Annotated in this window: 22 protein-coding genes; 17 read left to right on the top strand and 5 right to left on the bottom strand. The window is 73.9% G+C overall.

Features of this window, described 5'->3' with window-relative positions:
• The first annotated feature begins 2 nt into the window (after window positions 1-2).
• From Q0967_RS01695 to ligA, 5 genes are all read left to right on the top strand, one after another.
• The gene (locus Q0967_RS01695; protein WP_298747136.1) at window positions 3-1,232 is read left to right on the top strand and encodes a cysteine desulfurase family protein; all 1,230 of its coding nucleotides are present in this window, start codon (window positions 3-5) and stop codon (window positions 1,230-1,232) included.
• Complete coding sequence (gene mnmA, locus Q0967_RS01690; RefSeq protein ID WP_298747139.1) at window positions 1,232-2,353, top strand: tRNA 2-thiouridine(34) synthase MnmA; 1,122 nt, start codon at window positions 1,232-1,234, stop codon at window positions 2,351-2,353. The genes Q0967_RS01695 and mnmA overlap by 1 nt, the downstream gene beginning before the upstream one ends.
• A 48-nt stretch (window positions 2,354-2,401) precedes the next feature.
• Complete coding sequence (locus Q0967_RS01685; protein ID WP_298747141.1) at window positions 2,402-3,388, top strand: methionine synthase; 987 nt, start codon at window positions 2,402-2,404, stop codon at window positions 3,386-3,388.
• 66 nt (window positions 3,389-3,454) lie between these two features.
• Entirely contained in the window at window positions 3,455-4,093 is a 639-nt protein-coding gene (locus tag Q0967_RS01680) for a hypothetical protein (RefSeq protein ID WP_298747144.1), read from the top strand.
• 60 nt (window positions 4,094-4,153) lie between these two features.
• Entirely contained in the window at window positions 4,154-6,352 is a 2,199-nt protein-coding gene (gene ligA / locus Q0967_RS01675; protein ID WP_298747147.1) for an NAD-dependent DNA ligase LigA, read from the top strand.
• Between the two features lie 74 nt (window positions 6,353-6,426).
• On the opposite strand, the gene Q0967_RS01670 is transcribed toward ligA, so the two are convergent.
• Entirely contained in the window at window positions 6,427-7,863 is a 1,437-nt protein-coding gene (locus tag Q0967_RS01670) for an MFS transporter (protein WP_298747152.1), read from the bottom strand.
• Window positions 7,864-7,942: 79 nt separating this feature from the next.
• Between Q0967_RS01670 and Q0967_RS17385 the strand changes: the two genes are divergently transcribed.
• Together Q0967_RS17385 and Q0967_RS01660 are read left to right on the top strand one after the other, a co-directional pair.
• A complete protein-coding gene (locus tag Q0967_RS17385) occupies window positions 7,943-8,383 on the top strand; it encodes a glutaredoxin domain-containing protein (protein ID WP_363321973.1) in 441 nt (146 codons plus the stop codon).
• 85 nt (window positions 8,384-8,468) lie between these two features.
• Window positions 8,469-9,026, top strand: coding sequence for an NADPH-dependent FMN reductase (locus Q0967_RS01660; protein ID WP_298747155.1), 558 nt, complete (start codon window positions 8,469-8,471; stop codon window positions 9,024-9,026).
• On the opposite strand, the gene Q0967_RS01655 is transcribed toward Q0967_RS01660, so the two are convergent.
• Window positions 8,989-9,762 (bottom strand): hypothetical protein, encoded by a 774-nt coding sequence (locus Q0967_RS01655; protein ID WP_298747158.1) that lies wholly within the window; start codon window positions 9,760-9,762, stop codon window positions 8,989-8,991. The two genes, Q0967_RS01660 and Q0967_RS01655, sit on opposite strands and share 38 nt — an antisense overlap.
• A 108-nt stretch (window positions 9,763-9,870) precedes the next feature.
• Here Q0967_RS01655 and gatC point away from each other — a divergent pair, with 108 nt between their 5' ends.
• The 9 genes from gatC to Q0967_RS01610 all read left to right on the top strand — a co-directional run bounded on the left by gatC (window position 9,871) and on the right by Q0967_RS01610 (window position 20,769).
• Window positions 9,871-10,167, top strand: a complete 297-nt coding sequence (gatC, locus tag Q0967_RS01650; protein ID WP_298747162.1) for an Asp-tRNA(Asn)/Glu-tRNA(Gln) amidotransferase subunit GatC — start codon at window positions 9,871-9,873, stop codon at window positions 10,165-10,167.
• A 1-nt stretch (window position 10,168) separates the two neighbouring features.
• Window positions 10,169-11,725: an Asp-tRNA(Asn)/Glu-tRNA(Gln) amidotransferase subunit GatA gene (gene gatA, locus Q0967_RS01645; protein WP_298747165.1), complete on the top strand. Its 1,557-nt coding sequence runs from the start codon at window positions 10,169-10,171 to the stop codon at window positions 11,723-11,725.
• Entirely contained in the window at window positions 11,722-13,284 is a 1,563-nt protein-coding gene (gene gatB, locus Q0967_RS01640) for an Asp-tRNA(Asn)/Glu-tRNA(Gln) amidotransferase subunit GatB (RefSeq protein WP_298747167.1), read from the top strand. Before gatA ends, gatB begins: the two co-directional genes overlap by 4 nt.
• A gap of 8 nt (window positions 13,285-13,292) precedes the next feature.
• Window positions 13,293-14,282, top strand: a complete 990-nt coding sequence (locus tag Q0967_RS01635) for an NAD(P)-dependent oxidoreductase (RefSeq protein ID WP_298747169.1) — start codon at window positions 13,293-13,295, stop codon at window positions 14,280-14,282.
• 210 nt (window positions 14,283-14,492) lie between these two features.
• Window positions 14,493-17,336, top strand: a complete 2,844-nt coding sequence (locus Q0967_RS01630; protein WP_298747171.1) for a cell wall-binding repeat-containing protein — start codon at window positions 14,493-14,495, stop codon at window positions 17,334-17,336.
• Window positions 17,337-17,501: 165 nt separating this feature from the next.
• On the top strand, window positions 17,502-18,005 hold the full coding sequence (locus Q0967_RS01625; RefSeq protein ID WP_298747174.1) for a histidine phosphatase family protein: 504 nt from the start codon (window positions 17,502-17,504) through the stop codon (window positions 18,003-18,005).
• 79 nt (window positions 18,006-18,084) lie between these two features.
• Window positions 18,085-19,008 carry an ABC transporter ATP-binding protein gene (locus Q0967_RS01620; protein WP_298747176.1) on the top strand — a complete coding sequence of 308 codons (924 nt, stop codon included), beginning with the start codon at window positions 18,085-18,087 and terminating at the stop codon, window positions 19,006-19,008.
• The gene (locus Q0967_RS01615) at window positions 19,001-19,891 is read left to right on the top strand and encodes an ABC transporter permease (RefSeq protein ID WP_298747179.1); all 891 of its coding nucleotides are present in this window, start codon (window positions 19,001-19,003) and stop codon (window positions 19,889-19,891) included. The genes Q0967_RS01620 and Q0967_RS01615 overlap by 8 nt, the downstream gene beginning before the upstream one ends.
• 80 nt (window positions 19,892-19,971) lie before the next feature.
• Window positions 19,972-20,769, top strand: a complete 798-nt coding sequence (locus tag Q0967_RS01610; protein WP_298748170.1) for an ABC transporter permease — start codon at window positions 19,972-19,974, stop codon at window positions 20,767-20,769.
• Between the two features lie 15 nt (window positions 20,770-20,784).
• Here Q0967_RS01610 and Q0967_RS01605 read toward each other — a convergent pair whose 3' ends face one another.
• Complete coding sequence (locus Q0967_RS01605) at window positions 20,785-21,651, bottom strand: hypothetical protein (RefSeq protein ID WP_298747181.1); 867 nt, start codon at window positions 21,649-21,651, stop codon at window positions 20,785-20,787.
• A 121-nt stretch (window positions 21,652-21,772) separates the two neighbouring features.
• Window positions 21,773-23,893 (bottom strand): hypothetical protein, encoded by a 2,121-nt coding sequence (locus tag Q0967_RS01600; protein WP_298747183.1) that lies wholly within the window; start codon window positions 23,891-23,893, stop codon window positions 21,773-21,775.
• A 225-nt stretch (window positions 23,894-24,118) separates the two neighbouring features.
• Between Q0967_RS01600 and Q0967_RS01595 the strand changes: the two genes are divergently transcribed.
• Complete coding sequence (locus tag Q0967_RS01595) at window positions 24,119-25,219, top strand: branched-chain amino acid aminotransferase (protein WP_298747186.1); 1,101 nt, start codon at window positions 24,119-24,121, stop codon at window positions 25,217-25,219.
• On the opposite strand, the gene Q0967_RS01590 is transcribed toward Q0967_RS01595, so the two are convergent.
• Complete coding sequence (locus Q0967_RS01590; RefSeq protein WP_298747189.1) at window positions 25,204-26,091, bottom strand: 3-methyladenine DNA glycosylase; 888 nt, start codon at window positions 26,089-26,091, stop codon at window positions 25,204-25,206. The two genes, Q0967_RS01595 and Q0967_RS01590, sit on opposite strands and share 16 nt — an antisense overlap.
• Window positions 26,092-26,105 lie beyond the last annotated feature (14 nt).

Below are 26,105 nucleotides of genomic sequence, written 5' to 3'. Positions count from 1 at the left end.
TCATGTCTGTGCCCGCACCTGCCCGCGTCTACCTCGACCACGCCGCCACGACGCCCGTCCTGGACGAGGTGGTCGAGGTGGTCGCCCGCGAGATGCGGCAGACCGGCAACGCCAGCTCGCTGCACGACCCTGGTCGCCGCGCGCGCCGCGTCGTCGAGGAGTCGCGGGAGCAGGTCGCCGAGGCCCTCGGGGTGCGGCCCTCGGAGGTCGTCTTCACCTCCGGCGGCACCGAGGCCGACAACCTCGCGGTCAAGGGGACGTATGCCGCTCGCCGCTCCGTCGACCCGGCGCGCGACCGGCTCGTCGTCGCCGGGACCGAGCACCACGCCGTCCTCGACCCCGTCGAGCACCTCGTGGCCCGCGAGGGCGCGCGGGTGACCTGGGTGGAGCCGGACGGGGACGGCCTCGTCACGCCGGACGCGCTGGCCGCCGCGCTGGCGGCGGACGGCGGGCCCGCCACGGTGGCCCTCGTCAGCGTCATGTGGGCCAACAACGAGGTGGGCACGGTGGCGCCCGTCCCCGCGCTCGCCGCGGTGGCCCGGGAGCACGGCATCCCGTTCCACTCCGACGCCGTTCAGGCCCTCGGCCAGGTCCCGCTGGACCTCTCCCAGGTCGACCTGGGCGTGGTCACCGGCCACAAGGTCGGCGGGCCGCTCGGGGTGGGGGTGCTCACCGCCGGCCGCGACCAGGCCCCCGTGCCGCTCACCCACGGCGGGGGACAGGAGCGCGGCCTGCGCTCCGGCACCCTCGACACCCCGGCGATCGCCGGCCTCGCGGTCGCGGTCACCCACGCCGCGCAGCACCAGGCCGAGCACGCGGCACACCTCGGGGAGCTGCGCGACGCCCTCGTGACCGGCGCGCTCGCGCTCGACCCGGGCATCACCGTCTCGGGGCCCTGGAGCCCCGGCGACACGACCAGCCGCCTCGCCGGCAACGTCCACCTGCGGGTCGCGGACTGCGAGGGGGACTCGCTGCTCTACCTGCTGGACGCGGCGGGGGTCGCCTGCTCGACCGGCTCGGCGTGCCAGGCCGGGGTGCCCCGACCGAGCCACGTGCTGCTCGCCATGGGGGTGCCCGAGGACGAGGCGGCCGGCGTGCTGCGGCTCACCCTCGGCCACGGCTCCAGCCGCGCCGACGTCGACGCCGTCCTCGCCGCGCTGCCGCCGGCCCTCGAGCGCGCCCAGCGCGCCCATGCCGCGGCCTCGGGCTCGCGGACGCGCAGGAGCGCCTGATGCGCGTCGTCGCCGCGATGAGCGGCGGGGTCGACTCGGCGGTCGCCGCCGCCCGGATGCTCGACGCCGGCCACGAGGTGGTCGGGGTGCACCTGGCGCTGGCCCAGTCGGCGGCCACCCTGCGGGAGTCGGCCCGCGGCTGCTGCACCCTCGAGGACGCCGGTGACGCCCGCCGGGTCGCCGACCGGCTCGGCATCCCGTTCTACGTCTGGGACATGGCGCAGCGGTTCCGGGAGGACGTCGTCGAGGACTTCGCCGCCGAGTACGCCGCCGGCCGCACCCCCAACCCGTGCCTGCGCTGCAACGAGAAGATCAAGTTTGCCGCGCTGCTGGACAAGGCGCTCGCGCTCGGCTTCGACGCGGTCGCCACCGGCCACTACGCGCAGGTCGAGGAGGTCACCGACGCCGGGGCGCCCGGCGGGGTGCGGCGCGAGCTGCACCGGGCGGTCGACCCGGCCAAGGACCAGTCCTACGTGCTCGGGGTGCTCGACGCCGATCAGCTCGCCCGCAGCTTCTTCCCCCTCGGCGACACCACCAAGCCGCAGATCCGTGAGGAAGCGCGCGAGCGGGGCTTCTCGGTCGCGAAGAAGCCGGACAGCCACGACATCTGCTTCATCGCCGACGGCGACACCCGCGGCTACCTCGCGACGCGCCTCGGGACGGCCCCCGGCCCGATCGTCGACAGCGACGGCGAGGTCGTCGGCGAGCACGGCGGAGCCCATGGCTACACCGTCGGGCAGCGCCGCGGGCTGGGGCTGAAGGTCCCCGCCGCCGACGGCCGGCCCCGCTACGTCGTGTCCACCGACACCCGCTCCAACACCGTCGTGGTGGGCCCGGAGGAGCTGCTCGGGGTCGACGTCGTCGAGGGTGACCACCTGCGCTGGTGCGGCCCGGCGCCGGTCGGCGAGGTGGACCTGGGGGCCCAGATCCGGGCGCACGGCCGGGAGTACCCGGCCCGGGTGGAGGTGCACGCGGACGGCGGCAGCGACGGCATACCGGAGCGGGTGACGGTGCGCCTGGCCGAGCGGGTCCGGGGGGTCGCTCCCGGCCAGTCGGTCGTGCTCTACGACGGCACGCGCGTGGTCGGGTCGGCCACCATCGCCTCCACCGGGCGGGCCTGAACCACGCACCGTCCCTGCCGCCCGGCGCCACCGCCTACAGTGAGCGGCGTGGTCGACGTCACCGGCATCGGATCCTGGCCCGGCACCGACGTGCGCGAGGCGCTGCGCGTGGTCGGTGGCGAGCTCGCCGGCGGCGCGCCCGAGGGGGTGCGGGCCGTCCCGTACCTGCCCGAGCTGCCCGCCCGGGGGCCGGGGGCCGACCTGGTGGGCCGCGCGGCGCACCTGCTCGTCGACCTGCCGGTGGACCTGCAGCCGCAGGGCTGGCGCCTGGTGGACCGACCGGGTCGGGACGCCGAGCGCGCCGCCTCGCTGCTGGCCCAGGACCTCGACGAGCTCGCCGAGGCCATGGACGGCTACGCGGGGCCGCTCAAGGTGCAGGTCGCCGGTCCCTGGACCCTGGCGGCCTCGCTCTGGCGACCGCTGGGGGACCGCGTGCTGGACGACGCCGGCGCGACCCGCGACGTCGTGGTCTCGCTCGCCGAGGGGGTGGCGGCCTACCTGGACCGGGTGCAGCGCCTGGTCCCGGGCGCCGAGCTGATCCTGCAGGTCGACGAGCCGTCGCTCACCGCCGTGCTCCTGGGGAGGATCCGCTCCGAGTCGGGCTACCGCGTCCTGCGCACGCCCGAACGGGGAGAGGCGGTGACCGCGCTGCGGCAGGTGCTCGACCAGCCCGGCGCACAGGTATGCGGGGTCCACACCTGCGCCGCCGACCCGCCGGTGGGCGTGCTGGCCGAGTCGGGCGCGGGGTTCCTCGCGCTGGACCTCGCGCAGGTCGGTCGCGCACGCTTCGAGCAGGTCGCCGCGGCCGTCGAGGACGGCCGCCGGCTCTGGGCGGGGGTCGAGGCGGGAGCCACCGACCCGCTGGAGCCGCTGCTGCGGCGCTGGCACGAGGCCGGACTCCCCGCCGCCGCGCTCGCCGACGTCGGCCTGACCCCGGCCTGCGGGCTGGCGTCCGCCAGCCCGGCCGGGGCGCTGAAGACCACCCGGGCCCTCTCCCAGGCGGCGCTCAGGCTCGCCGAGGCGGCTGTCGCATAAGTCACTCCAGCCCCGCTAGGGTGTCCGCGTCACGCGTGCGTCCAGCACGCCCATGGAAGGGGAGACATGTCACAGAACCCGGGTCACGAGGACCCGCACCACGATCCGAACGCACCGCAGCACGAGGCCGACCAGCCGCAGAGCGACGCGGGCGCACCCCAGCACGGGGGCGGCTACCAGGCGGCGCCGAGCTACGACACCCACGCCGCGCACGACGGTGCCCCGGGGGCGGTCACGAAGCCGCAGCCGGTGGGCCTGGCGGAGAAGCTCATGTACGCCGGGGGTGTGGTCTCCCTCGTCACCGGGCTCGTCGGTTTCTTCGAGAGCGAGGAGAGCATCCGTGACCGGCTGACCCAGGCCTCGGACGCCATGGGGACGTCCCTGTCGCAGGACGTGATCGACCAGCAGGTGGCCGCCGCGCCCGCCAGCGCCCTGGTCTCCGGTCTCATCGCCGCGCTGCTCTGGTTCCTCATCGGTCGCTTCTGCGGCAAGGGCAAGGGATGGGCGCGCATCGTCGCGACGGTCCTGGGTGTCCTCAACGTCATCAGCTTCCTGGTCGGGCTGCTCGGCAGCAGCATGATCCCGGGTGCCGGCGGCGGGACGTTCGTCATGCTGCTCAACGCGGTCTCCGCCGTCATCGCGGCGGTCGTCCTGTTCTTCCTGTGGAAGAAGGAGTCGACGGCCTACTTCAAGGCCACCCGCTGAGCCGGGGCTGACCGTCCAGCACGAGGGGCTGGTGTCGGTGGCGTGCAGCACAATGAGCACGTGACCGACACCAGCCCCTCGACGCGTCCCGACGGCCCCGCCGAGCAGCCCGAGCCCCCGCAGGACGTCCGTCGCCGGGCGGGCGAGCTGGCCGAGCAGATCCGGGGCCACCAGTTCGCCTACTACGTCCGCGACGCGCCCACCGTCAGCGACGGCGAGTTCGACGGGCTGCTGCGCGAGCTGGAGGAGCTGGAGGAGGCCTACCCCACGCTGCGGACCCCGGAGAGTCCCACCCAGCAGGTGGGCGGCACCTTCTCCACCGAGTTCACCGCGGTCGACCACCGCGAGCGGATGCTCAGCCTCGACAACGCCTTCTCGCCGGAGGAGCTGGACGAGTGGTTCGACCGGGTCGAGCGGGAGGCCGGGGGCGCCGAGGTGCACTACCTGTGCGAGCTCAAGATCGACGGGCTCGCGGTCAACCTGCTCTACGAGGACGGCCTGCTCACCCAGGCCCTCACCCGCGGCGACGGCCGGACCGGCGAGGACGTCACCCTCAACGTCCGCACCATCGAGGGGGTCCCGCACCGGCTGACGCCGCCGACCGAGCAGCCGGAGGGGGAGGACGTCCCGATACCGGCTCTGGTGGAGATCCGCGGCGAGGTCTTCTTCCCGCTCGAGGGCTTCACCGAGCTCAACGCCTCCCTCGTCGAGGCGGGCAAGGCGCCCTTCGCCAACCCGCGCAACTCGGCGGCCGGGTCGCTGCGGCAGAAGGACCCCCGGGTCTCGGCCAGCCGCCCCCTGCGCATGCTCGTGCACGGGATCGGTGCGCGCACCGGCTTCGACATCACCCGCCAGTCGCAGGCGTATGCCGTGCTCGGCGCCTGGGGGATGCCCGTCAGCCCGCGCGCCCGGGTCGTCTCCTCCCGGACCGAGGTGCACGAGATCGTCCGCTACTACGGCGAGCACCGGCACGACGTCGAGCACGAGCTCGACGGGGTGGTCGTCAAGGTCGACGAGGTGGCCGTGCAGCGCCAGCTCGGGGCGACCTCGAGGGCCCCGCGGTGGGCCATCGCCTACAAGTACCCCCCCGAGGAGGTCACGACGAGGCTGCTCGACATCAGGGTCGACGTCGGTCGCACGGGGCGCGTCACGCCCTACGGGTTGATGGAGCCGGTGCTCGTCGCCGGGTCGACCGTCGAGCGGGCCACCCTGCACAACCAGCACGAGGTCCGGCGCAAGGGTGTGCTCATCGGCGACACCGTGGTGCTGCGCAAGGCCGGCGACGTCATCCCCGAGATCCTGGGGCCGGTGGCCGACCTGCGCACCGGGGAGGAGCGGGAGTTCGTCATGCCGACGCACTGCCCGTCCTGCGGCACCGAGCTGGCCGCCCAGAAGGAGGGCGACAAGGACATCCGCTGCCCCAACAGCAAGGAGTGCCCCGCCCAGCTGCGCGAGCGCCTCTTCAGCCTGGCCGGCCGGGGCGCCTTCGACATCGAGGCGCTCGGCTACGAGGGGGTCACCGCGCTGCTGGACGCCGGGGTGATCCGCAACGAGGCGGGGCTGTTCGGGCTCGCCCACGGCACGGCGGCGCAGCCGCCCACGCCCGAGGAGGAGCGGGCCGACCGCGAGCGCCTCGCTCAGGTGCCGCTGTTCACCCGGACGGCCAAGAAGTCGGACCCGCCGGAGGGCGTCGTGGACGGCCGCGTGCTGTCGGCCAACGGGGAGCGCCTGCTGACCCACCTGCGCGGGGCCAAGGACCAGCCGCTGTGGCGGGTGCTCGTCGCCCTGTCGATCCGGCACGTCGGCCCGACGGCCGCCCGGGCGCTGGCGACCGAGTTCGGGTCGATGGAGGCGATCCGGTCGGCGTCCGTCGAGGAGCTCGCGGCCACCGAGGGCGTGGGTCAGATCATCGCGGAGTCGGTGGTGGCATGGTTCGAGGTCGACTGGCACGGGGAGGTCGTGGAGCAGTGGGCCGCCGACGGGGTGCGGATGGCCGACGAGCGCGACGCGTCGATCGAGCGGACCCTGGAGGGCCGGACGGTCGTCGTCACCGGCTCGCTCGAGGGGTTCTCGCGCGACGAGTCCAAGGAGGCGATCATCAGCCGTGGCGGCAAGGCCTCCGGCTCGGTGAGCAAGAAGACCGACTTCGTCGTCGTCGGGGCCAACGCCGGGTCCAAGGCGGCCAAGGCCGAGGAGCTGGGCGTGCCCGTGCTCGACGAGGAGGGGTTCGTGCGGCTGCTGGCCACCGGGGAGGCCTGACCGGCGGGCCGCACCGTGCTCCGGGCTGCAGGTGACCGTGGGTCTGCCGCCGGGGCGGCGGTCCCGCGGTCGGCTCAGTCGAGGGGCGGTGAGGCCACGCCGGCTCGGTCCCGCGCGGGCCCCGGCCGGAGCCCGAACCAGCTGATGACGCCGCCGCCGGCGAGCAGCGCGGTGCAGATGAGCATCGCCCAGCGGTAGCCGCCGGTGAAGGCCACCGGGTCGGCGTAGTCGGTGCCCGACAGACCCACCAGCGCCGGGAGCGCGGCCACCGCGAGCAGCGACCCCGTGCGGGCGACGGCGTTGTTGATGCCGCTGGCGAGGCCGGCGTAGCGGTCGGCGACGGCGGCGAGCACCGCGGCGGTGAGCGGGGAGACCAGCAGCGCCAGCCCGAGGGCGAAGACCACCATGCCCGGCAGCACCCCGCCCCAGCCGGTGTCCCGGCCGATCCCGACCATGAGCAGGGTGCCCACGGCACACACCAGCGGCCCCACCGTCATGGGCACCCGTGGCCCGATGCGGTCGGCGAGCGCGGCGGCCCGGGTGGAGAGCAGCAGCAGCGCGACGGTGACCGGCAGCCCGGCCAGCCCGGAGGCGGTCGCCGACCAGCCCGCGGTCACCTGCAGCTGGATGACGACGAAGAGCATGACCACGCCGAGGGCGCCGTAGACCAGCAGGGTCATGGCGTTGGCGGCGGAGAAGACGCGGGAGCCGAAGAGGTGCAGCGGCACGAGCGGGTGCGCCGCGCGCCGGCTCCACCAGAGGAAGCCGGCCGCCGCCAGGGCGGTCACCACCCAGGCGAGCACGAGCGCCGCCCTCGGTGCCTCGGCGGCGGTCGTGAGCGCCCAGGTCGAGGCCGCCAGCCCGATGACGACGAGCGCGGAGCCCACGAGGTCGAACCTCCCGGTCGACTCCACGTCCTTGCTCTCCGGCGCCGACCAGGCGGCCAGCGCGATGACGATGATGCACAGCGGGATGTTGATGGCGAAGATCCACCGCCAGCTGGTGGTGTCGACGATGGCGCCGCCGACGAGCGGACCGACCGCCGCCGCGATGCCGGAGACGCCCGCCCAGGTGCCGATGGCCGGGGCCCGGTCGCCGGGGGCGTAGCTCGCCTGGATGAGCGCGAGCGCACCGGGGGTGAGCAGCGCCGCGCCCACGCCCTGCACCAGGCGGGCCGCGATGAGCTGGGCCGGGTCCTGCGCGAGCGCGCACAGCGCCGAGGCGAGGAGGAACCACGCCATGCCGACGAGGTAGACGCGTCGTCGACCCAGCCGGTCGCCCAGCGCCCCGGCGACGAGCACGAGCGAGGCCAGCGACAGCAGGTAGCCGCCGACGATCCACTGCAGCTGCGGGAGCGTGGCGCCGAGGTCCTCCCCGATGGTCCGCAGGGCCACGTTGACGATGGAGCCGTCGAGGATCGCGACGCCGGACCCGAGGGTGACGGCCGCCAGCATCGTCCGCCCGCGGGGCGAGCGACGGTCCAGGTATCCCTCCTGCGGACGAGCGGTCACCGCACCAGCGTAGGCCCCCTCGCACGATCTCCCCCGGATGGCGGAGGCGGGAGCCGCGCTCCCGCACCACCATGGGGGTATGAGGTCACCGTGGCTGTGGGGAGCGCTCGTCGTCGTCCTGGGTCTGGTCGTCGTGGACCTCGTCCTCGACGGGCGTGCGGCGTGGGCGGTCGGCTACGGTGTGCTGGCGCTCGGCATCGCCTGGTGGACCTCCCCCTGGCGTGGCCGCCGAGGCGGGACGACGCAGCAGGAGGTCGAGGACATGGCGCAGGACGACCCGCGCGGGGACGTCGTCATCTACTGGCGTCCGGGGTGCGGCTTCTGCGCCATGCTCAAGGCGCGGCTGGGCGGGCTGAAGGACCGGGCCACCTGGGTCAACATCTGGGAGGACGAGGAGGGTGCCGCCTTCGTCCGCAGCGTCAACGACGGCAACGAGACCGTCCCCACCGTGGTGATGGACGGCATACCCCACACCAACCCGAAGCCGGGCACGGTCAAGGAGCGGCTCGCCCGCGGATGAGCGTCCCGTGCCGATCGGGCACGGTGCCGGGTCCCACGGGACCGAGCGGGGAATACCGGCACGGCGCTGATGGTTGACGCATCACGTGACTACTGCCACCGACCGTCCCACCGTGCTCGTCCTCGTCGGCAGCCTGCGGCCCGACTCGACCAACCGTCGCCTGGCCCAGGCCGCGCTCGACGCGCTGCCCGAGGGCGTCGACGGCGACATCAGCACGCTGCTGCCCTCGCTGCCGCACTACGACCAGGACCTCGACACGGACAGCCCTCCGGAGGCCGTGCGCGCGTTCCGGGACCAGGTCACCGCCGCCGACGCGCTCGTGGTGGCGACGCCGGAGTTCAACGGCTCGCTGCCCGGCGTGCTCAAGAACGCCATCGACTGGGCCTCCCGGCCCCGCGGGGCGGCCGCCCTGGCCGGCAAGCCGGTGGCCGTGCTCGGTGCCTCCGCCTCGCCGAAGGCCGCACAGTGGGCGCGCGAGGACGCGGTGCGGGTGCTGCAGGTCGCGGGCGCGCGGCCGCTCGAGCAGACGGTCGGTCTGGCCTCGGCCCCGGCAGCCCTCGAGAGCGGTGACCTCGCGGACGACGTGCGCGGACAGGTGGCCGAGCTCATCGGCCGGCTGGTGCGCGAGCCGCTGGCGGCCTGAGCGGCTCGTCCACGGCGTGGATCTCGTTGCCGAAGCTGCTGCCCGCCCCGTCGCCGTCCTGCGGTGAGACGTCGACGACGATCCCGGTGCGCACGTCGAGGCTGACGAGGTATGCCGTCGGCAGGCTCTCCCGCCCGGTCGCCAGGGTGGGGTCGTCGGGGCCGTACTCCAGCAGCCGGCTGGCCACGCTGTCCAGCAGCGGGCAGCATCCGCACCGGGGGTCGTAGGCGCCGACGGTCGGGCGGCACACCGCCTGCCAGGTCCGGCGCCCCCGCAGCTCCACCTGGGTGACCTCGGTGACCTCGACGCCCTCCACCCGCACGTCCAGGCCGTCGTCCTCGTCGAGACGCACGCCGTCGGCGAGCTCGACCGGGTCGAGCATGGCGGTCCAGCGGTAGTCGCCCCACAAGGGGTCGGAGTGGTCCCACGCCCACCCCTGCGGCCGTGCCGAGACGAGCCCGTCCGCGCGGAAGGACACGCCATCGTCCCGTGCGGGCGTGACCTGCGTCGAGCCGCCGTAGGGAACCTCGGTGTCGGTGAAGACGTCCCGCCCCTGTCGCACCGTGAGCCGCGGCTCGGCCCGGTCCAGCCAGGCCTGCGCCGGCTCGCGCCCAGCCGCCGTCCCGCCGTCGTGGGCGCGGTGGGTCCAGTGCAGCGTGACGAAGCGCCACGGCGCGCTGCGCGCCAGGGCACGGAAGTCCTCCGCGTCCGGGGTGTGGGTCAGGTCGGTGCTCACCCGGCGACGCTACCGGTCCACGCCGGGGTGGCGCCCGCGAATTCGTCGTGATCGCACCAGGGCACCACCATGCCCTGGACGGCGACGCGCGCGACCTAGACTGGGCCCATGTCCCACCTCTCGCGCGAGGACGTCGCGCACGTCGCCATGCTGGCCCGGATCCAGCTCGAGGACGCCGAGCTCGACCGGCTCGCCGCCCAGCTCGACCAGATCGTCGACTGGGTCGGCCAGGTCGGTGAGGTCGCCTCGGCCGACGTGCCGCCCATGTCCCACCCCATGCCGCTGGCCAACGTCACCCGCCCCGACGAGGTGCGGGAGAGCCTGACCGTGCAGCAGGCCCTGGCCAACGCCCCGCAGGCCCAGGACGACCGCTTCGCGGTGCCGCGCATCCTGGACGAGGAGTGACATGAGCGACCACACCACCCAGGCCGCGTCCGCCGCGGGGGCGGCCGACGCCGACCTCACCCGGCTCACCGCGGTGGAGATGGCCGACCGCCTCGCCGCCGGAACCCTCACCTCGGTCGAGCTCACGCAGGCCCACCTGGACCGGATCGAGCGGCTCGACCCCACCGTGCACGCCTTCCTCCTCGTCGACGCCGAGGGCGCCCTGGCGACGGCCCGCGAGGTCGACGCCGCCCGGGCCGCCGGCGAGGAGCTGCCCCGCCTGGCCGGGGTGCCGGTCGCGGTCAAGGACATCGCCTGCACGCAGGGGCTGACGACGACCGCGGGCAGCCGCATGCTCGAGGACTTCGTCCCGCCCTACGACGCGACGATCGTCACCCGGCTGCGGGACGCCCGCATGCCCATCCTCGGCAAGACCAACATGGACGAGTTCGCCATGGGCTCCTCCACCGAGCACTCCGCCTTCGGGCCGACCCGCAACCCGTGGGACCTCGACCGGATCCCCGGCGGGTCCGGCGGCGGCAGCAGCGCGGCGGTCGCGGCATACCTCGCGCCGCTGGCCATCGGCTCCGACACCGGCGGGTCGATCCGGCAGCCGGCCGCGGTCACCGGCACCGTCGGCACCAAGCCGACCTACGGCGCGGTGAGCCGCTACGGCATCATCGCGCTCGCCTCCAGCCTGGACCAGATCGGCCCCTGCGCGCGCACCGTCGCCGACGCGGCGCTGCTGCACGAGGTCATCGCCGGGCACGACCCGATGGACTCCACCTCGGTCGACGCCCCGGTGCCGGACGTCGTGGGCGCAGCCGGGACCACCGACCTCGCCGGGCTGCGCGTCGGGGTCGTCCGCGAGATCAGCGGCTCCGACCAGGGTTTCCAGCCCGGCGTGCAGGCCCGGTTCGAGGAGGCGCTGGACGCGCTGCGCGACCTGGGCGCGGAGATCACCGAGGTCTCCTGCCCGCACTTCGCCTACGCGATGGCGGCCTACTACCTCATCCTGCCCTCCGAGGCGAGCAGCAACCTGGCCCGCTACGACGCGATGCGCTACGGCCTGCGGGTCACCCCGGACGGCAGCCCGAGCGCCGAGCAGGTCATGGGCGCCTCCCGGGACGCGGGCTTCGGCGACGAGGTCAAGCGCCGGATCATCCTGGGCACCTACGCGCTCTCCAGCGGCTACTACGACGCCTACTACGGCCAGGCGCAGAAGGTCCGCACCCTCATCGCCCGCGACTTCGAGGCCGCCTTCGACCAGGTCGACGTGCTCGTCAGCCCGACCTCGCCGACCACCGCGTTCCGCATCGGCGACAAGACCGAGGACCCGATGGCGATGTACCTCAACGACATCGCCACCATCCCGGCCAACCTCGCCGGGGTCCCCGGCATGTCGGTGCCGTCCGGCACCGCAGACGAGGACGGTCTGCCCACGGGGCTGCAGGTCCTCGCCCCCGCGATGCAGGACCAGCGCCTGTATGCCGTGGGCGCGGCCCTGGAGGCCCGGCTGCGCGAGCGGCAGGGCGGCTACGTCATCGAGCAGGCTCCCGAGATCGAGGTGAGGGCATGAGCACCCGGACCACGGCCGGTCCCGAGCGGACCGTCGCCTACGACGACCTGCTGACCCGCTACGAGCCGGTGCTGGGGCTGGAGGTGCACGTCGAGCTGGGCACCGCCACCAAGATGTTCTGTGGCTGCGCCACCGGCTTCGGCGCCGAGCCCAACACCCAGACCTGCCCGGTCTGCCTCGGGCTGCCCGGGGCGCTGCCGGTGGTCAACCGCACGGCGGTCGAGTCGGCCATCCGCATCGGCCTCGCGCTGAACTGCGGGATCGCGGACTGGTGCCGGTTCGCCCGGAAGAACTACTTCTACCCGGACATGCCGAAGAACTTCCAGACGAGCCAGTACGACGAGCCGATCGCCGTCGACGGCTGGCTGGACGTCGAGGTGCCGCCCCGGGAGGGCGTCGACGAGGAACCCTTCACCTACCGCGTCGAGATCGAGCGGGCCCACATGGAGGAGGACACCGGCAAGTCGACCCACGTCGGCGGCGCCACCGGGCGGATCCACGGGGCCAGCCACAGCCTGGTGGACTACAACCGCGCCGGCATACCCCTCATCGAGATCGTCACCAAGCCGCTCACCGGTGCCGGCGAGCGGGCACCCGAGGTGGCCCGGGCCTACGTCGCGGCGCTGCGCGACCTGCTGCGGGCGCTCGACGTCTCGGACGTCAAGATGGAGCAGGGGTCGCTGCGCTGCGACGCCAACGTCTCGCTCATGCCGACCGGCGTCGAGCGCTTCGGCACCCGCACCGAGACCAAGAACGTCAACAGCCTGCGCTCGGTCGAGCGGGCGGTGCGCTACGAGATGACCCGGCACGCCGCCGTCCTCGACGCGGGGGAGTCCATCGTGCAGGAGACCCGGCACTGGCACGAGGACACCGGGGTCACCACCTCGGGCCGTCCCAAGTCGGACGCCGACGACTACCGCTACTTCCCCGAGCCCGACCTCGTGCCGGTCGCCCCCACCCGGGAGGACGTCGAGCGGCTGCGGGCCACGCTGCCGGAGAACCCCGCCGAGCGACGCCGTCGGCTGCAGGAGGAGTGGGGCTACTCCGACCTGGAGATGCGCGACGTCGTCAACGCCGGCGCGGTGGAGGTCATCGAGACGACCGTGGCGGCCGGGGCCTCGCCGGCCGCGGCCCGCAAGTGGTGGATGGGCGAGCTGGCCCGCCGGGCCAAGACCGCGGGAGAGGACGGGGGCGCGGTCGACCTGCTCGATCTCGGGGTCACCCCCGCCCACGTCGCCGAGCTGGACTCCCTCGTCACCGGCGGAAGGCTCAACGACTCGATGGCCCGACAGACGCTGGAGGGCGTGCTCGCCGGCGAGGGCACCCCCACCGAGGTCGCCGACGCCCGGAGCCTCGAGCTGGTCCAGGACGACGGCGCCCTGCAGGGCGCGGTCGAGGAGGTCATCGCCGAGAACCCCGACGTCGTGGAGAAGATCCGCGGCGGCAAGGTGCAGGCCGTCGGTGCCCTCATCGGCCAGGTGATGAAGAAGATGCGTGGCCAGGCCGACGCCGGCCGCGCGCGTGAGCTCATCCTGGAGACGCTCGGCGTGCAGGGCTGATCGCCGGTATGCCGTCGTCCACCCCTGAGGGGGCCGCGCCCCGCCGCGCGCCCGTCGCGGCCGTCCCCGAGGAGCTGCTGGTGCACCTCGGGCCGGTCGAGGGGGTCGAGGTGCTGGCGTACGACCACACCGACGGCGACGCCCTGCCCGGCGGGGGTCGGGACGTGGACCTCCTGGCGCTGTCGATGATCGCCGGGCCGTGGCTGCGCCGGATGGGGGAGGTGCCGGGGCTGCGGGCGGTGGTCCTGGCCTCGGCGGGCTACGAGCACGCCCTGCCCTTCCTGCCGGACGGGGTGCGGCTGGCCAACGCCGTCGGCGTGCACGACACCGCCACCAGCGAGCTGGCCCTGACGCTGCTCCTGGCGGCGCAGCGGAACCTGCCGCACCACGTGCTGCGCCAGGCGGACGGGGTGTGGGACCGATCGGTCCCCGGCCCGTGGCGCTCGCTGGCCGACTCCACGGTCCTGGTGGTGGGCTACGGGGGCATCGGCACGGCACTGACCCGGCGGCTGCTGGCCTGCGAGTGCGACGTCCTCGCCGTGGCCAGCGCGGACCGCCCCGGGGACGGCCTGGTGGAGCGGGTGCACGGCGTCGACCGCCTGCCCGAGCTGCTGCCGCGGGCCGACGCCGTCGTGCTCACCCTGCCGCTCACCGAGGGCACCCGCGGGCTGCTGGGCGCCGCGGAGCTCGCCGCGCTGCCCGACCAGGCGCTCGTCGTCAACGTCGCGCGCGGACCGGTCGTCGACAACGACGCCCTGCTCGCCGAGTGCGCGGCCGGCCGGTTGCGGGCCGCCCTGGACGTCACCGACCCCGAGCCGCTCCCGGACGGGCACCCCGCCCTCTCCACCCCCGGGGTGCTCGTCGTGCCGCACGTCGGGGGAGCCTCGCCCGCCTCGCTGCCGCGGATGGGAAGTTACCTGACGTCTCAGCTGACGGCATACCGGGACGAGGGACAGATCCTGCACCAGGTGGCCGGACCAGCCGCACATCCGGCCTGACCTGCTGCTTCGTCGTCCTGGTGAACATCAGGCGACGAACACCGCGCACCCTTGCGCGAACCTACTGCGCTCGGTATAGGCTCCAGAGGCCGGACCTGCAGGAGGTGCGGCGTCATCTGCGCGCTCGTCCTCGGGCGTGCTCACAGGGAATCAGGGGAATCGATCGTGACCTATCGCTCGACATCGGGGGCTCGTCGCGCCCTGGCCGCCGTGGCTGGACTCAGCCTCGTGGCCGGGCTCGCGCCGGTGGCCGCCTCCGCGACCGACGGACCGGCGGTGGCCGGACCGGTCAGCGCGACCGGCGACTTCCAGGACGGTGCCTACGTCGTGGTGCTGGACCGGCTGCCGCTGGCCACCCACCCGGGCACGGCCGGGTCCGCCCTGCAGAAGGTCGACACGACCTCCGCGCAGGCGCTCGGCTACACCGACCAGCTGCTCGCCCAGCAGGACGGCGTGCTGCAGGGGGTGGCCGCCGAGCCGACCTACCGATACACGGTCGCCCTCAACGGCTTCGCGGTGCAGCTCACCGCCGCGGAGGCCTCCGCCCTCGCCCAGCGCGACGACGTGGTGTCGATCACCCGCTCCACCCTGCGCCAGCTGGACTCGGACATCGTCGGTCAGCCCGACGGTGCGCCGGCCGACCCGGACACGGACCTGTCGCCCGACCTGCTCGGCCTGCGCGGTCCCGGTGGCGTCTGGTCCCAGCTCGGCGGGCCGATGGAGGCCGGCAAGGGCACGGTCGTCGGCGTCATCGACTCCGGCATCGCCTACGACAGCCCCTCCTTCGCCGCGGACGGCATGCCGGCCCCGCCGGCCGGCTGGGCCGGGGAGTGCGAGACGGGTGAGGGCGACGACGCGGACGACTTCCCCGCCTCGGCCTGCACCGACAAGATCGTCGGCGCCCGCTACTTCGTCGAGGGGGCCCGCGCCGACGGTTACGAGCCCATCGAGGCCGAGAGCGTCAGCCCGCTGGACACCGACGCCCACGGCTCGCACGTCGCCAGCACGGCGGCCGGGCGGGAGGTGTCCCTGGAGGACGGCGAGGGCAACACCTACGACCTGGCCGGGATGGCACCGGGGGCGCACGTCGCGGCCTACAAGGCCTGCTTCGACTTCGAGGGCGTGAGCGGGTGCCACCCCGACGACTCCATCGCCGCGGTCGAGGCCGCCCTCGTCGACGGCGTCGACGTCATCAACTTCTCCGTCAGCGGCGACCCCTCCACCTACGTGGACCCGGTCGACCTGGCCTTCAAGAACGCCGCGGCCGCTGGTGTCTTCAACGCCACGTCGGCCGGCAACTCCGCGCAGGACGGGGTCGCCGTCGCCCACATCGGCCCCTGGCACACCACGGTCGCCGCCTCCTTCCACCGCCCCGAGGACGGCCCCGTGCCCTCCATCGCGCCGTTCTCCGGCCGCGGCCCGGTGGACGTCGACGCCGACGAGCAGACCATCCTCAAGCCCGACCTGGGCGCGCCCGGCGTCAACGTCCTGGCGGCTGTCGCCAGCCAGGGCGGCGAGCCGCGGTACGGCTACCTGTCCGGCACCTCGATGGCCTCCCCGCACGTCGCCGGCCTGGGGTCGCTGCTCGCCGCGGCGCACCCGGAGTGGTCGCCGATGGCCATCAAGTCGGCCCTGCAGACCTCGACGACCGACTACGTCGACGCTCAGAGCAACCAGGCCGTGGTCGGCGGCACCGGCTTCGTCGAGCCGCGCGCCTTCCTCGAGCCCGGTCTGGTGTTCGACTCGACCGAGGCCGACTGGGACGCCTTCCTCGCCGACCCGAGCACCGGCTACGACCTCAACGCGGCCTACGTCTCGGTGCCGGCGCTCGGCACCCAGCCGACCACGCTGACCCGGACCGTCACCAACCCCGGTGCGGCGGACTCGACCTTCGCGGCCTCCGTCACCGGCCCGGACACCCTGTCCGTGACGGTCGAGCCGGCCAGCGTCACCGTCCCGGCGGGCGGCTCCGCCGAGGTGACCATCACGGTCGCCAACACCGGCGCCGCCACCGACGTGTGGCAGCAGGGCGAGATCGCCTGGACCTCCGGCGACGTGGTCGCCGCGATCCCGGTGCTCGCCCGTGGCGAGGTCGCCGACGACGAGCCCGAGCCCGAGGTCGAGCGCGTGTTCGGCCCGGACCGCTACGGCACCGCCGCGGCGATCTCCGGCCTCTACCCCGACGGGGTGGAGACGGTCTACATCGCCTCGGGCACCGGGTTCGCCGACGCCATGTCCGGCTCGCCGGCCGCGTCCCGCGGCCTGCTCCCCGGCACGATGAACACGCCTGAGGGTGACCCGGCCCCGGTGCTGCTGGTGAAGAACGACCGGCTGCCCCAGGACACCCGGGAGGCCCTGGAGGCCGTGGACCCGAGCAGCATCGTCATCCTGGGCGGCACCGGTGCGGTGTCCTCGGGTGTGGCGGGTGACCTGGAGGCCTACGGCGAGGTGTCCCGCGTCGAGGGGGCAGACCGCTACGAGACGGCGGCCAACCTGGCGATGATGTTCGAGGACCCTGAGGTCGTCTACGTCGCCTCCGGGCAGGACCGCGCCTACGCCGACGCCCTGACCGGGTCGGCCCGCGCGGGCATGGAGAACGCCCCGGTGCTGCTGACGCGTCCGGACGGTGTGCCCGGCGCCACGGCGGACGCGCTCGCCGAGCTGGACCCCGACCGGGTCGTGGTGCTCGGTGGGTCCGTGGCCGTCGACGGTGACACCTTCATCGCGCTGGGCGCGGACGAGCGGGTCTCGGGTGGGGACCGTTACGAGACCGCGGTCGCGGTCTCGCAGGTCCACGGGACGGACGTCCCGCTGGTGCACATCGCCTCGGGTCGCAACTTCCCGGACGCGCTGGCGGGCTCGGCCCTGGCCGGTCACCAGGGTGTCCCGGTGCTGCTCACCAAGCCCGGTGAGCTGCCGGACGCGACGTTGGCCGAGCTGGAGCGGCTCAGCCCGGAGCGGGTCGTCATCCTCGGTGGCACCAACGCGGTGTCCCAGGACGTCGAGGACGCGCTGAACGACTACTACCCGGACTGGGTGGACGCCCAGCCCTGAGCGTCGGCACGACCGGCACGACCAGATCGGACGCAGGGCCGTGGTGGCGAGAGCCGCCCGGCCCTGCGGCCGTCCCGGCTAGTCTCGGGGAGTCACCTGACGACACGCGGACCCACGACGCCGTCCCGGCGCCACGGGGTCGATGAGGACGAGGAGGTCGGAGGCATGCCCACTCTGGTGCTCGTCCGGCACGCGAAGGCCGAGGTCGCTCCCCCCGGGCCGGGGGGTGACCACGCCCGTGAGCTGAGCTCGCGCGGTCGCCGGGACGCCGCGGCCCTGGGGGGTCTTCTGACCGACGGGGGGTGGGCGCCGGACCTGGCGCTCGTCTCCACCGCGGCCCGTGCCGTCCAGACCCTCGAGCACGCGCTCGCTGGTCGGGAGGTCGAGACGTGGCCCACCCGCCGCATCTACGACGGCGGCATCGACGGCGTCCTCGAGGCGGTCCGGGAGGTGCCCGACGGTGTCGGGGTGCTCTGGGTCGTCGGCCACGAGCCGGTCCTGTCGAGCACCGCGTGGGAGCTGACCGACTCCGGGGAGCACGACGAGGGTCGGGAGGCGCTGCAGGGAGGGCTCCCCACCGGGGCCGCGGCCGTGCTCGACCTGGCCGTGCCCTGGTCCGACATGGGGCCGGGTGTCGCGACCGTCGGGACGGTGCTGCGCGGACGCTGAGCGTCCCCGCACGGGGCGGGGGACGGCATACCGGATAAGCCGTTGGCGGGCCCTCGGCGAGGACGTAGAGTCTCGGCTCGTGCCTGCCGTGATCACCGCCCGAGGCCTGCGCAAGACCTACGGGAACTTCACCGCCGTCGACGGGATCGACCTCGAGGTCGAGGCGGGTGAGAGTTTCGGCCTGCTCGGGCCCAACGGGGCCGGCAAGTCGACCACCATGCGGATGATCGGCGGCACCCTCGACCGGGACGGCGGCGAGCTCGCCGTGCTCGGGCTCGACCCGGGGACCCAGGGGCCGCAGGTGCGTGCCCACCTCGGCGTCGTGCCGCAGCAGGACAACCTCGACGAGGAGCTGCGGGTCCGCGAGAACATCGTCATGTACGGGCGCTACTTCGGGCTCTCGCGCGACTACCTCCGGGACAAGTCGGCCGAGCTGCTCGCCTTCGCCCAGCTGGAGGCCAAGGCGAAGGACAAGGTCAGCGCGCTCTCCGGCGGCATGAAGCGTCGTCTGACCATCGCCCGGGGCCTGGTCAACGAGCCGCGGATCCTGCTCCTCGACGAGCCCACCACGGGCCTGGACCCGCAGGCCCGCCACATCCTGTGGGACCGCCTCTTCCGGCTCAAGGAGGCCGGCACCACCCTCGTCGTCACGACCCACTTCATGGACGAGGCCGAGCAGCTGTGCGACCGCCTGATCGTGGTCGACCACGGCCGGATCATGGCGCAGGGGAGCCCGGCCTCGCTCATCCGCGAGCACTCGACCCGGGAGGTGCTGGAGCTGCGGTTCGGCTCGGCCCGCAACGCCTCCGTCGTGGCCCAGCTCGAGGGCGTGGGCGAGCGCCAGGAGGTGCTGCCCGACCGTATCCTCGTCTACGCCCACGACGGCGAGGCCGCCCTGGAGCAGGTCACCTCCCGGGGCCTGCATCCCGTCACCTCCCTGGTGCGGCGGGCCTCCCTCGAGGACGTCTTCCTGCGGCTCACCGGGAGGTCGCTCGTTGACTGACCCCACCCACGGCACCGGCCTCGACGCGCCGGAGTTCGACGCCGCCGGGCTCGTCGCCTCGGGCCGGGTGCCGCCCCACACCGAGATGGCGGCGCGGACCCGGCGGTCCGGCTCCTGGTTCTACGCCGAGACGACGCTGCGCGGCATGCGCGCCTTCGCGCTCCCGATCGCGGTGTATGCCGTGCTCCAGCCGCTGCTCTACATGGTCGCCCTCGGGGTCGGCCTCGGCGAGCTCGTCGACCGGGGCAGCGGACCCGTCGACGGCGTCGACTACCTCACCTTCGTCGCGCCGGCCCTGCTCGTGTCGACGGTCGTCATGTCGGTGACCGCCGAGATGACCTACCCCGTCATGAGCGGCTTCACGTGGCAGCGGCTCTACTACGGCCCCGCCGCCTCGCCCCTGGAGCCGGGGCAGATCGCGAGGGGCCACCTCCTCGCCGTGGTCCTGCGCTTCGTCCTCCAGGGCGGCGTCTTCTGGGTGATCATGGAGGCCTTCGGTGCCGCCCCGTCCGGGTGGTGGCAGTCCGTGCTCGTCGTGCCGGTCGGGGTGCTGACCGCGACCGCGTTCGGCACGCCCCTGCAGGCCTACGCCTCGACCATCGAGGACGAGGCCTACCAGTTCGCCTTCATCCAGCGCTTCGTCGTCATGCCGATGTTCCTCTTCGCGGGCACGTTCTTCCCGCTCTCGGCGATGCCGGTGTGGTTGCACTGGATCGGGTGGGTCAGCCCGGTGTGGCACGGCACCCAGCTCGCCCGGGTGGCGTCCTACGGCGCGGACGTGTCCCCGGTGATGATCGCGGTGCACCTGGCCTTCCTGCTGGCCTGCACGGTCGGCGGTGTCGTCTGGGCGACCCGCTCCTACACCCGCAGGCTGCACTCGTGAGCGCGCCGGGGCGGGGCCTCGCGCCCGGCGGTGGAGGTGCCGGTGAGCCCGGCCGCGACCTCGCGGTGCCGAGGCACGGCATACCGCGGCCCGCGTGGCTCTCGTCGTCGGCGTCCGGCAACGTCGGCGCCGTCCTGGAGCGTGGCCTCGCCGTGGTCCGCAACCAGAACTGGATGGTGCTCGCCTCCGGGTTCTTCGAGCCGGTGTTCTACCTGCTGGCCATGGGTGTGGGGATGGGGTCGCTGGTCGGGACGGTCACCGGGCCGGGCGGCCAGCCGGTGGAGTACGCCGCCTACATCGCCCCCGCCCTCCTCGCGACCTCGGCGATGAACGGGGCGATCTACGACTCGACGTGGAACGTCTTCTTCAAGCTGCGCTTCGCCAAGCTCTACCAGGCGATGTTGCAGACCTCGCTCGGGCCGTTGGACGTCGCGCTCGGCGAGATCCTCATGGCGCTCTTCCGCGGGTTCCTCTACGCCCTGGGCTTCCTCGGCGTCATCGCGGCCCTGGGCCTGGTGACGTCGTGGTGGTCGTTGCTCATGGTGCCCGCCGCGGTGCTCATCGCGCTGGGGTTCGCCGCGCTGGGCATGGGGGTGACGAGCTACCTCACCAGCTTCCAGCAGATGGACCTCATCAACTTCGCGCTGCTGCCGATGTTCCTCTTCTCCGCGACGCTCTACCCGATCGCGGTCTACCCCGAGTGGATCCAGTGGGTCATCATGGCGATGCCGCTGTGGCACGGGGTGGAGCTCATGCGGCAGCTGTCGGTCGGCCACCTCGACGCCCTGAGCGGGGTGCACGCGCTCTACTTCGTCGGCATGACGCTCGTCGGCCTCGTGCTGACCACCCTGCGGCTGCGCGCGCTCTTCCTCCGCTGAGCGGGCGGGCTCGGGTCAGCGCAGCCAGCTCGTCATGGCGCGGACCTGGCGTCCTGCGTGCTCCAGGGCGTGGGCTCCGGCCGCCGCCTCGCGACGGCTGCTCGCCGCAGGGTCGCCCCCCGCCTGGCCGGACGGCCCGTGCTGGGTGGCGAAACCCGCCGCGTAGATCTGGTCGACCTGGGTCTTGAGCTCGTGCACCAGGGCGACGTAGGCGACCTCGGGCTCCACGCCACGGCCCACCAGGTCCTCGAAGGTGGTCTCCAGGGCCTTCTGCAGCGGCACCTGGATGCGGTCGCGCGCGGTCGCCATGGCCGTGCTCTCGTGCTCGACGGTCGTGACGACGGCACCGGAGCGCAGGGCCCCCATCGCCGCCGCGTATGCCGTGAGCGTCGCCCAGGCGGCGCCGCTGCGGTCGTGGGCGACCGCGACGAGGGCGGGGCAGCCGCGACCGTCGAGGTACTCCTCGCGCACCCGCTCGCCGCTGCCGATGCTGCGCAGCATGGCCAGGTCCACGCCCTCGGGGACGGTGAGCCGGCCCTCGCGGACGGCGGTGGCGCTGGTGACGATGACGAGATCGCCGGGCTCCGTGTGGTCCTCGACCAGGGCGGTCACCCGGCGGGGATCGTTCTCGCCCCGGCCGGTGCCCGGGACGAGGATGATGTCGCAGCGCCCGACGGCCTCCTCCGGCGGCGACACGGGCAGCCCTTCGAGCTCCGCGCGGGCCGCGAGCCGGCTGTCGGGGTCCGTGCCCACCCAGACGTCCACGCCGCTGTCGCGCAGGTTGAGCGCGTGCGCGGCGCCCATGGCGTCGAAGCCCAGGACCGCCACCTGGCGGTCCTGCAGCAGGGTCAGATCGGCGCTGCTCGGGTCCAGGGTGCTCACGTCGACAGCCTATCGACCGGTGGACGCGTGGCCACGGGCGGCGACCGGGTGGGAGCGTGGCCACGGGCGGCGACCGGGTGGGAGCGTGGGCACGGGCGGCGAGCGGGTGGATCGGTCGAGCTCAGAACGGCGGTGCATCGTCCTCGTCCTCGCGGACCGGCGGCCGGGCGCCGCTCTCGGGGGCGGGGCGGGTGAACGGGTCGGTCCAGTGGGCGGACCTCAGCACGGCGCCGTGAGGGGTACGCAGGAGCCGGTCGGGGCTGGGCGTGCCGGGTCGAGCTCCGGTGACCCGGCGGCCGTCGCGCTGCCGGGTATGCCTGACCCAGACGGCGCGGTGACCGTCGTCGAGGAGGTGGCTGTCGCTGTCCGGGTCGTCGTCCGGAGCCTCCAGGCGGCCCCGGACGGCTCGGTGCGCGAGTGCGGCATACACGAGCAGTGAGGCGAGGTGCCGGCGCTCGGCCACGCTGGGCGCCCCGGACCCCGAGGTGCTCGTAGCACTGGTGGAACCGGGCTCGGGGTAGCCGAGGTACTGCCGGTAGTCGTGCGGGCGGGTGCGGTAGCTCCGCCCGAACAACGACGTCCAGGTGACGGTGCGGGTGGCGTCGATCTCGGCGTCCCAGAACTTCTGCGTCTTGAGGGCGTGGAAGACGGTGTCGACGCCCTGCAGGTTGGTCTCCGCGGTCGCGCCGCCCAGGAGGTACTCGGTGACGTGGTCCAGCTGGGCGTCCCGCACCGGCAGGGTGCCGTCCGGTGCGCGCGACAGCAGGTCGGCGGCCCGCACCTGGGCCCTCATCGCCGCATCGGGCCGGTACCTCGCGACCGAGCGCTCGACGCAGCGGCCGTCGCGCGGATCGGTCAGCAGCCGGTGCATCGTCGTCCCCGGCGTCCTGAGGAGGTCACGGGTCGCCTGCGGCGTCAGGAAGTGGGGGGCCCGGCCCACCACCCGACTCACGCCGGGGGGCAGGGGAGGGTCTGCTGGCCCCGAGCCTGCCGAGCCCATGCCCGTGGCCGTGCCCGTGCCCGTGCTCGTGCCCGGGATGAGCGTCGTCCAAGGAACGACGACCTGCAGCTCGCAGCTGGGGGCCCCGGCCAGGATCTGCGCCAGGGAGGAGATGTCGTCGGGTGTGACCAGATCGGCCAACTCGTCCGGCGTCGTGGAGCAGCCGGTCGTGGGCCGAGCCGGTGCGTCGACGGTGGTCTCCGACGAGGGAGTGCCCGGGCCTGGTCGCAGGCCGGCGGGCAGGGGCAGCGTGCCGTGCAGCAGCAGGGCTGTGGCCAGGTCGGAGCGCAGCTGGCTCTCGGAGCGTTCGTCGCCCGCAGCCCGCGCCCGCCTGGCCAGGACGTAGAGGCGGTCGAGGCACGCCGAGGTCGAGACGGCGTCGCCGGTGATGACGATCTGACCGGTGCCGTCGTCGTCGACGAGGCCGTAGGCGGTCCGGGCGCGGTGGTGCTGCGCACGCTCCGCCGCCTCGGCCTCCGGGTCCCTCGCCCGGGCTCGGGTGACCTCCCGCTGGACCGCCTGCACGAACTGTTGGGCGTGCCACGGTGTGTCGGTCAGGCTGCCCTCGGGGTCCAGGCGCTCCACGGCGACGTCGAGCGCTGCCGCGCCCGGGTCGTCGTCGGCCTGACCCGCTGCCTGTTCCCCGTCCCCGGAACTCTGGTCCTCAGCTCCCGCGCCTTCCCTGGGCCGGCTCCGTGTGGTCGTGAAGAGCGCCTGCGAGACGGTCCCCGCCTGCTCGTGCGGCAGCTGGGACGCCTTGCGCCAGAAGTGCTCCACCTGCGCCCACGTCGCCACGCCCGCCGCCAGGGCATCACGCACCGGACCAGCCGTGCTGACGGGGGCGAGGGCCACGGCCACCAGCTGCCGCGCCGCCCCGCGGCCCATGCCGGTGAGCACGGAGATCTCGGTCGCCGTCACCGACTTCGCCCGGGCTCGCCACCGGTCCCGCGCGGTCCGGGACAGCTCGGCGGGATCGGCCACGTCCTGCCGCGCCAGGAGCTCCTCGCCGGTCCGGGCCGCCAGCTCGCGGGTGGCGTGCAGCCGGATCCCCTCCAGCCGGCGGGACAGCAGGTGCAGGGCCTCGATCGTCTCGAGGCAGTCCTCAGGGCTGAGGTCGGTGGTCCCGGAGGCGGCGCGGCGGGTCAGGGCGAGCAGCTGCTCGTCGTCCAGCGTCGCCAGGCCCGAACCGCCACCCGACCCCTCGTCAGGTCTCGGTCGCCCCTCGGCCTCCGTCGTGCTCACTACCCCTCACCCCCCGGTGATGTGTCGTTGACCCATATTAGCACACGTGTTCGAACAGCGCCACGCCGTCCACACCCGCGTCCGGCCCACAGGCACGCGGGTCCGCCTCCACTCTGTGCTCGTGCTCGTGCTCGCGCCGGCGCGCCGCTGCATACCCCTCGTCCTTGCCACGACGTCAGGTCCACCCCTGGCGGTGACGAGGCGTCAGGCGGCTACGCTGCGGCCATGAGCCAGACAGCGACGTCCACCTCCTTCGCCGTCACCGAGGCGCCCGAGCGCCGCGGCCCCGAGCAGATCGCCCAGCTGCTCGCCAACCCCGGCTTCGGCAGCATCTTCACCGACCACATGGTGATGGTGGAGTGGGACAAGGAGCAGGGGTGGCACGACGCGCGGGTGGTGCCCTACGGCCCCATCCCGCTCGACCCCTCCGCCGCGGTGTTCCACTACGCCCAGGAGATCTTCGAGGGCATGAAGGCCTACCGCCACGCGGACGGCACGGTCTGGACCTTCCGCCCCGAGCGCAACGCCGAGCGCTTCAACAGCTCGGCCCGTCGTCTGGCCATGCCCGAGCTGCCGCCGACGCTGTTCCTCGACGCGATCAAGGAGCTCGTCACCCTCGACCAGGGGTGGGTGCCGCCCGCGGACGCCGGTGAGATGTCGCTCTACCTGCGGCCCTTCATGATCGCCACGGAGGAGGCGCTGGGGGTGCGCCCGAGCAACCGCTACCTCTTCAGCGTCATCGCCTCCCCGGCCGGCTCCTACTTCCCGGGCGGGCTCGAGCCGGTCAGCCTGTGGGTCAGCGACCAGTACGTCCGCGCGGCCGCCGGCGGCACCGGCGCGGCGAAGTGCGGCGGCAACTACGCGGCGTCGCTGGCCAGCCAGGCCGAGGGCATCGAGCACGGGTGCGACCAGGTCGTGTTCCTCGACGCGGTCGAGCACCGGTTCGTCGAGGAGCTGGGCGGCATGAACCTCTTCTTCCTGTATGCCGACGGTCGGGTGGTCACCCCCGAGCTGACCGGCACGATCCTGCCCGGCGTGACCCGCTCCTCCCTGCTCGACCTGCTGCGCGAGCGCGGCCACCAGGTCGAGGAGCGCCGCTTCACCATCGACGAGTGGCGCGACGGGGTGGCCTCCGGCGAGATCACCGAGGTGTTCGCCTGCGGCACCGCGGCCGTCATCACCCCCGTCGGCCGGCTCGCGTGGAGCGGCGGGGAGCTCGAGATGCCGGACGAGCACAAGGTCACCGAGGACCTGCGCTCCGAGCTGCTCGACATCCAGTACGGCCGGGCCGAGGACCGCCACGGCTGGCTCTACCAGCTGGTCTGAGCCAGCGGGTCGAGCACCTCCAGCAGCCGTCGGCGCAGCGCGTTGGAGCGGCGGGAGAACGCGCGCTGGGCCTCGGCGTACTCCCGCTTGCCCTCCGTCGTCTCGATGCGCACCGGCTCGTAGCCGAGGTCGCGCAGGTCGTAGGGGGCGGCGCGCATGTCCAGCTCGCGGATGTCGCGGGCCAGGTGGAAGGCCTCCAGCGTCAGGTCGCTCGGCACCGCCGGAGCGAGCTTGAAGCACCACTTGTAGAGGTCCATCCCCGCGTGCAGGCACCCCGGCTGCTCGAGGTCGAGCTGGCCCTCCCTGGTCGGTCGCAGCGTGTTGCGCGGCGCGGCCTCGGGGGTGAAGAACCGGTGGGCGTCGAAGTGCGAGCAGGCGACCTGGTGGCTCTCGACGACCGCGTCGGTGCCCTCGGCGCCGAGCCGCAACGGCCAGTCGTGGCGCACGTCCTCGCGGTCGGCCCGGTAGACCATCGCCCACTCGTGCAGCCCGAAGCAGCCGAACCTGCCGGGCCGCGACAGCGTGGCACGCAGCAGGTCACGGACGAAGGCGACGGTGCGTCCACGCCGCTGCACGAACCGCTCTAGGTCGAGGTATGCCGTGCCCGCCCCGTCGACGAGGTAGCCGCTCCACCCCTCGCGCTCGTGCCCGTCCGCCAGGCCGACGCCCGGCCCGGGGTGCCAGCGGGCGAGCTGTGCGGGGCGGAAGGCGTAGTACTCCCACAGGAAGTCGTCGACCGGGTGCGTGCGCCCCTCGACCCGGCGTGCCAACCGGTCCGCGGTGAGCGCCTCGACGGTGCGCGCGTGCGCGGCGGCGCGGGCGCGCCATACCGGTGCGTCGAGCACCTTGAGAACGGTCGCCGGGGTCTGCACGACCAGCAAGCCTA

It is taken from the genome of uncultured Serinicoccus sp., from assembly GCF_947500995.1.
GTDB lineage: Bacteria > Actinomycetota > Actinomycetes > Actinomycetales > Dermatophilaceae > Ornithinicoccus.
The sequence above is the reverse complement of the archived record's forward strand: the minus strand, read 5'-3'. Positions and strand labels throughout refer to the sequence as shown.

Excerpts from the sequence above, each read along its gene's own strand:
- gatA (WP_298747165.1), top strand. The coding sequence starts at position 10,169 with ATGAGCGACCACACCACCCAGGCCGCGTCCGCCGCGGGGGCGGCCGAC.
- Q0967_RS01695 (WP_298747136.1), top strand. The coding sequence starts at position 3 with ATGTCTGTGCCCGCACCTGCCCGCGTCTACCTCGACCACGCCGCCACG.
- mnmA (WP_298747139.1), top strand. The coding sequence starts at position 1,232 with ATGCGCGTCGTCGCCGCGATGAGCGGCGGGGTCGACTCGGCGGTCGCC.
- Q0967_RS01595 (WP_298747186.1), top strand. The coding sequence starts at position 24,119 with ATGAGCCAGACAGCGACGTCCACCTCCTTCGCCGTCACCGAGGCGCCC.
- Q0967_RS01625 (WP_298747174.1), top strand. The coding sequence starts at position 17,502 with ATGCCCACTCTGGTGCTCGTCCGGCACGCGAAGGCCGAGGTCGCTCCC.
- gatC (WP_298747162.1), top strand. The coding sequence starts at position 9,871 with ATGTCCCACCTCTCGCGCGAGGACGTCGCGCACGTCGCCATGCTGGCC.
- Q0967_RS01635 (WP_298747169.1), top strand. The coding sequence starts at position 13,293 with ATGCCGTCGTCCACCCCTGAGGGGGCCGCGCCCCGCCGCGCGCCCGTC.
- Q0967_RS17385 (WP_363321973.1), top strand. The coding sequence starts at position 7,943 with ATGAGGTCACCGTGGCTGTGGGGAGCGCTCGTCGTCGTCCTGGGTCTG.
- gatB (WP_298747167.1), top strand. The coding sequence starts at position 11,722 with ATGAGCACCCGGACCACGGCCGGTCCCGAGCGGACCGTCGCCTACGAC.
- Q0967_RS01680 (WP_298747144.1), top strand. The coding sequence starts at position 3,455 with ATGTCACAGAACCCGGGTCACGAGGACCCGCACCACGATCCGAACGCA.